The following is a 5,160-nucleotide window of genomic DNA, read 5'->3' as shown; positions in this document are numbered from 1 at the left end:
CCGAGACTCAACAACTTCTCGGATCGGCTCTTACCCGTCCGGTAGAGATCCCCGAGGTGAGGAGCCTCCATATCGCGGACCCGGAGTCCTTCGTCGGGGCCGATCACGTCGTTCAAGACTGAACCGATGAGGCGGTCGAGCCGGTAGCTGAAGCCGAGATAACCGACGAGGGGGCCTCTTTCCTCGCCGGCCTTCCGGAGCGGAACGTAAGCAACGATCGACAGCACACCCGGGAGCTGAACCAATTCCAAGGGCGGGGTCGCGACAATGTCGGAGAGCGCGGCCGCTTTCTCCAGCGCTGCGCCCGGGCCGGGTAGGGAGCTGATGACGAGACCCAGGCTTGACAGGTTGGCAGGAGTAGAGGGCTCGATGTCCAGGACGGCATAGAAATCGCTTTTCAGCGCCTCCGAAGGGGTCGGCGCCCGCCCGGGGCCCATCAGGCCAGCGGTCGGATAGGCGATGCGGGCAGCTGCCAGAAAAGCCGGGATGTCGCCGGGCGAGATGCGGGGAATCCAGACGATGGAATTGATGTGCGGCAGCAGAACCAGAAGGCGGTTCCGGAGCGGCGCGAGAGCGCCGGGCTGGAAGCTTTCAGGCGGGTAGAACGTCGCGGCGACGGTCCGGGCGATCGTCTCCCGGTTCTGCAGGTGATTTCGAAGAAGCTCAGCATAGCCGAACGCAGCCCGTTCGCGTTGGCTTTGGACGACGGCCTCATGCGAGCGGACTAATGCTGTGGCTGTAAGGGTTGTCAGCGCCACACCGCACAGCAGGATGCCGCCGCTGATCCAGACCGATCTGTTTAACATGGCGACGCCTGAGCCCTGCCTGCACTTGCCGAAAGGAGGGTCTAGAATGCCATTTCTGTCGGGAGATCCCGCCTCCCAGCTCAAGAGCCTTTACTGTGCAGCCTGCTGGCACTCAAGATCAAGAATACCATGCACTCTCCCTGACATCCTGACGCACCCACCCGCCGGCCGAAAACTGCCCGGCATATGGTCGCTGCCCGGCCGGTGCCGCCGCGTGACCCTGCCGCCGCCGAAGGTCGGACGCGTCTCCCAGGCCAACCAGGCCGCGCAGGCTACGCGGGATTCTCGAACCTCAGGCGCCCCCCGGCCGAGCGGCTCTCACTTCGGGGTGCGCTGGCTTCAGACTTCCGCAGCCAGATCGCTGAGATTCATCGAAGCCCACCGACCCGGCTCGTCTGGTCTGTCACGAGCGGATTGCCACAGGCTGTCATCGAACCGTCGGACAACCACGGTCACCCGCCTCGGCTCGGCCGTTCCATGCACACCAGGTCCGGCCGGAAATCACGACGCAAGGCCCCGAACTCGCCTTCTCAATCCGATCCGTCGCCATCGGTGCGACGGCGCAGGTCTTCACACGCCGGGTCGCTTCGGGCTCTTGCGGGGCGAGGGTCCGCCACGTCTCCTGGCGCTCTGTCCGGGGCGCACCACGCGGATCTCGAATGGGCGAATCTGGCCGAGGGGCGGCTGCGCCTCGATCGTCTGCCCGCAACGGCGGCCGGTCGACTTTCTTCCCCTGCCGCGCGCCCCGCAAGCGGGGTCTCGAAGCGCGGCATTCCTCTCGGGAACAAGAAAGTCGCCGTCGCGCCGTCCTCCGCTTCGCTGCGGCCGCGAGCGGTGCGGTCCGATCGCCCCCGGCCGGTCGATCGCCATCGAGGCCGCGATCGGCGCGACCCGGAACCGATACAGGAGACCACCATGGCGACCATCGGCACCTTCAAGAAGTCCGAGAACGGCGACTACACCGGCGCGGTGAAGACGCTGACCCTCAACGTCAAGGCGCGGATCGCGCCGGTCGAGAAGGCGAACGAGAAGGCCCCCGACTTCCGCATCTTCGCCGGCCGGACCGAGTTCGGCGCTGCCTGGAAGAAGACCTCGGCCGAGGGCCGCGAGTACCTCTCGGTCAAGCTCGACGATCCGAGCTTCGCGACCCCGATCTACGCCTCGCTCGTCGAGGTTGACGGGGAGGACGGCCTCTCGCTCATCTGGTCGCGCCGCGTCAGCGACTGACGCGCCGGCCCGGCGGCGCCCCGCCTACGGTGGCGGGGCGCTCGCGGCCTCTCGGCCGCAAGAGCGGCCTCGCAGGGAACGCGCCGAGCTCTTCGGCGCGCGAGAGCAGGAACGGAAGGGGAGAGCCGCGTGGCGGAGGGCGCCTGCGCGGATGCCGCGCTATTCAGCCGGAGCGACGTCGTCGTCTGGGGATGCCGGAGGCCTCTGGAGCAGGTCGGCAGCTTCGACCCCGAGCACGGTCGCGAGCCTGTCGACGACGTCGATGGAGGCGGCGTAGACGCAGCGCTCGAGTGCGCTGACATAGGTCCGATCGATCTCGGCGCGATGTGACAGCTCCTCCTGCGACAGGCCCTGTGCCTGACGCAGCCGTCTCAGATTAATTGCCAGCACCTCTCGGATCTCCATGACCGAGAAGGCAGCGCGTTGTAGAGTATTTCGCCACGGAGTATACTCGACAAAACGCCCTCGGCAGGATTTACGTCGTGTCCTGGTCGAACCGGTGAGATACAACGAGCGCGCGATTGCCAGTACCCGCCGCTTTTGCTCAGCTCTCGCTGCCGCTCGCCCTCGTCCGTTTGAGCGTTGTGAGGAACCGACGATGTCCCAGCAGACGCCAGCCTCATCGATCGCCGACCTGGCTCCGAGCGCCGAGGGCCTGACGGCCTACGACGAGAGCCACATGGTCGTTTATCTTCGGCTCCTCGACGCCGAAGCCGACGGTGCCGATTGGCGCGAGGTGGCGCAAATCGTGCTCGACATCGACCCGGTCCGAGAGCCCGAGCGGGCGCGGCGCGCCTTCGACTCCCATCTGAGCCGGGCCAAGTGGATGACCGAGCGCGGATATCGCCATCTTCTCGACAGCGCGAGATCGCGCTGACCACGAGCGACGCCGTATCTCGTGATCAGACCGATGCGACGATCTCGTACGGAGAGCCATATCTATCAGAATTAATGAATGTATCTCGATTGCCCGCGGTTCGAACTTGCTTCCGACGTTCCTGCATCCCGCTGACTTCTCGACCTTTGATTCGTAGAATCGCCACGTTGTCGTGTCGACTCTGAGTAATACCGTCTGCATGTGAGCACGTTTGTCGCGTGACTTACGGAGATCACGGATGCCGATCGGTTCCGATTGGCGGTCGCCGGCCGCCTATGCTTACATCGCCGATCTCGATCCCGCCGACCTCGCATGGGAATTCCTGCGACGCAATCCCGCCTACCAGCGCGACTATCGCAAATCCGTCGAACGTCCCGCCGCTCCGGACAAGACGATTGGTCGTCGTTGGGGGCTGCCCTTTCGCGGTCGATCCCGAGCAGAACGCCGATGAGGCTGTGGTCGTCTGGCTTCCGCGGTTCGACCCGAACGTCGTCGTTCTCGCGCCCGCGCCGGTGAGCTTCGGCGACGCGCAGACGATCGCCTCGCTGCCGCTGACGGGTTGGGAGACGACGAGCGAGGGCACCTATGCGGTCGCCGACCAAGGCGGTCGTCGCGTGTCTCTCGTGCTGTCGGAGGGAGTATCGACGAGCAGTGCGACCGCGGCTCTGATCCCGCTCGATGCGCGCTTCCCGGCCCGTGTCGAGGCCGCACTTCAGCTGTGGCGCGACTTGAATGGACACAGCGCTTCTCACCGAACCAATCCTCTGACCCGGCAGCGCCGACAGCGCCTCGCGCTGTCGCTGCGGGCGCTCGATGGTCGGCTGGCGGGACATGCCTATCGCGCGATCGCTGCGGGATTGTTCGGCGACGCGCGTGTCCCGAAAGGCCGGGCGTGGAAGACTCACGACCTGCGTGACCGCACCATCCGCCTCGTCCGTTCCGGAACCAGGTTGATGCGCGGCGGGTACCTCGACCTGCTCCTCGTGCGTTCGGCCTGAGACCTCTTGCAGGCAATCGGTATCTGCTGACACGACGACCGAACGACTCCCATTCGCGAGCGAGCACGTGGTCGAGGGGTGGCGCAAACCGTGCGGCCGTCTTCGCCATCCCCCTCCGCGGCCGTGCTTCGCCATCGTGATGCCGATACGCCGCCGATGTCCGGCGGTGGTCATCGCCACGACGGAGAGCTGCCATGCCCGATCCTCTTGCTGGCCTGCCGCCGCGCTTTCTGCGCACGCCCGAGGCGGCGCGTTTCGTTGGCTTGTCCGGCCGGACGCTCGAGAAGCACCGCACCTACGGGACGGGTCCGAAGTACCGGAAGATCGGCGGTCGCGTCGTCTACGCGCTCGAGGATCTGAAGGCCTGGACGGATCTCGCGACGAAGAGCTCGACCTCGGATCCGGGCGTCGGGACCGTCCATCCGGCCAAGCGCGGCGCTGCACAGAACGCCGCCCGGCCTGGAACTCCAACGCGCCGATGAGCGTCGCGCCGTGCGGCGATCACTTCGCGGCTCCACATCGCGGCGATGTTTGTGCCGCGGCAACCCTGCACGACGCCCCGATCTGACGAACACAGCGCCACGCAGCCGGACCGCTGCCGTCTGAGGCGTCACGCCGTGCGTCAGGAGATCAAGGCCGATCCACCGAGGTCTTTTCAGCATGCGAGTCCTATGTCGGAAGAGCTGTAGCTCAGCGGCACCCGAAAATGTCCTCCGCTCGTCGGGAAACGATGCGACCGCCCGCTCTTGTCGCGACGTCGAGAGCACCTGTCGCGCCGCCGGGACGCCGTCGTCATGCATGGGTGGCGTGCCATGACGAGCCTCACGCATGTCGAGCTCGTGTGGATCGCCAAGCGCGTCGAGTCGTGGATTCGGTTCGGTCGCATTGTCGAGGAGCATCCGGTCGATCGCAGCTGCCGCGTCGTCAGCTTCGAGCCGAACAGCGTCTTCGCGGTCGTTCGATGGGCTGCCAATGACTACGGCACGGTCGCCTCGCGCATCATGATCTTGCGCGCAGTCTCGCCGCGCGAGCGCTATGCGACCCTGCCGACCATTCATCCCGGCGCCGACCTCCTGCTGCATCTGTCCGGCTGGCCGAAGGTCGAGAAGGTGCTGCGTGTGATCGACCCGATCGAGGCGCAGGGGATCGATCCGGTCGAGGTCGCGCCCGAGCACTGGCGTCATGTTCACAACCGCCTCTCGGCCAACGAGCAGGTGCGGCCCTACACGCGCGACCAGCACAAGGCCTGGCT

General features: G+C 66.1%; 8 protein-coding genes. 6 read left to right on the top strand and 2 right to left on the bottom strand.

Annotated features, from left to right (window positions below; all coding sequences use genetic code 11):
* Positions 1 to 806, bottom strand: an 806-nt coding sequence (locus tag ABTU92_RS27515; RefSeq protein WP_408094774.1) for a CHASE domain-containing protein, incomplete at its 3' end; no start/stop codon positions are given.
* Between the two features lie 915 nt (positions 807 to 1,721).
* Between ABTU92_RS27515 and ABTU92_RS27510 the strand changes: the two genes are divergently transcribed.
* On the top strand, positions 1,722 to 2,033 hold the full coding sequence (locus ABTU92_RS27510; protein WP_408094773.1) for a DUF736 domain-containing protein: 312 nt from the start codon (positions 1,722 to 1,724) through the stop codon (positions 2,031 to 2,033).
* Between the two features lie 159 nt (positions 2,034 to 2,192).
* On the opposite strand, the gene ABTU92_RS27505 is transcribed toward ABTU92_RS27510, so the two are convergent.
* The gene (locus tag ABTU92_RS27505) at positions 2,193 to 2,438 is read right to left on the bottom strand and encodes a helix-turn-helix domain-containing protein (RefSeq protein ID WP_408094772.1); all 246 of its coding nucleotides are present in this window, start codon (positions 2,436 to 2,438) and stop codon (positions 2,193 to 2,195) included.
* Between the two features lie 193 nt (positions 2,439 to 2,631).
* On the opposite strand from ABTU92_RS27505, the gene ABTU92_RS27500 reads away from it, so the two are divergent.
* The 5 genes from ABTU92_RS27500 to ABTU92_RS27480 all read left to right on the top strand — a co-directional run.
* Entirely contained in the window at positions 2,632 to 2,910 is a 279-nt protein-coding gene (locus tag ABTU92_RS27500; protein ID WP_408094775.1) for a DNA -binding domain-containing protein, read from the top strand.
* Between the two features lie 238 nt (positions 2,911 to 3,148).
* On the top strand, positions 3,149 to 3,361 hold the full coding sequence (locus ABTU92_RS27495; protein ID WP_408094771.1) for a transcriptional regulator domain-containing protein: 213 nt from the start codon (positions 3,149 to 3,151) through the stop codon (positions 3,359 to 3,361).
* 4 nt (positions 3,362 to 3,365) lie between these two features.
* Positions 3,366 to 3,908, top strand: a complete 543-nt coding sequence (locus ABTU92_RS27490; RefSeq protein WP_408094770.1) for a DUF2285 domain-containing protein — start codon at positions 3,366 to 3,368, stop codon at positions 3,906 to 3,908.
* 194 nt (positions 3,909 to 4,102) lie between these two features.
* Positions 4,103 to 4,390, top strand: coding sequence for a helix-turn-helix transcriptional regulator (locus ABTU92_RS27485; protein ID WP_408094769.1), 288 nt, complete (start codon positions 4,103 to 4,105; stop codon positions 4,388 to 4,390).
* Between the two features lie 330 nt (positions 4,391 to 4,720).
* Positions 4,721 to 5,160, top strand: a 440-nt coding sequence (locus ABTU92_RS27480) for a DUF2840 domain-containing protein (protein ID WP_408094768.1), incomplete at its 3' end; no start/stop codon positions are given.

This window comes from Rhodoplanes sp. SY1, from assembly GCF_046000175.1.
Lineage (GTDB): Bacteria > Pseudomonadota > Alphaproteobacteria > Rhizobiales > Xanthobacteraceae > Rhodoplanes.
This window is presented reverse-complemented; position numbering and strand designations above follow the sequence as displayed.

What these genes read in the sequence shown, in the direction of transcription:
- ABTU92_RS27485 (WP_408094769.1), top strand. Translation starts at nt 4,103, where the DNA reads ATGCCCGATCCTCTTGCTGGCCTGCCGCCGCGCTTTCTGCGCACGCCC.
- ABTU92_RS27500 (WP_408094775.1), top strand. Translation starts at nt 2,632, where the DNA reads ATGTCCCAGCAGACGCCAGCCTCATCGATCGCCGACCTGGCTCCGAGC.
- ABTU92_RS27510 (WP_408094773.1), top strand. Translation starts at nt 1,722, where the DNA reads ATGGCGACCATCGGCACCTTCAAGAAGTCCGAGAACGGCGACTACACC.
- ABTU92_RS27495 (WP_408094771.1), top strand. Translation starts at nt 3,149, where the DNA reads ATGCCGATCGGTTCCGATTGGCGGTCGCCGGCCGCCTATGCTTACATC.
- ABTU92_RS27505 (WP_408094772.1), bottom strand. Translation starts at nt 2,438, where the DNA reads ATGGAGATCCGAGAGGTGCTGGCAATTAATCTGAGACGGCTGCGTCAG.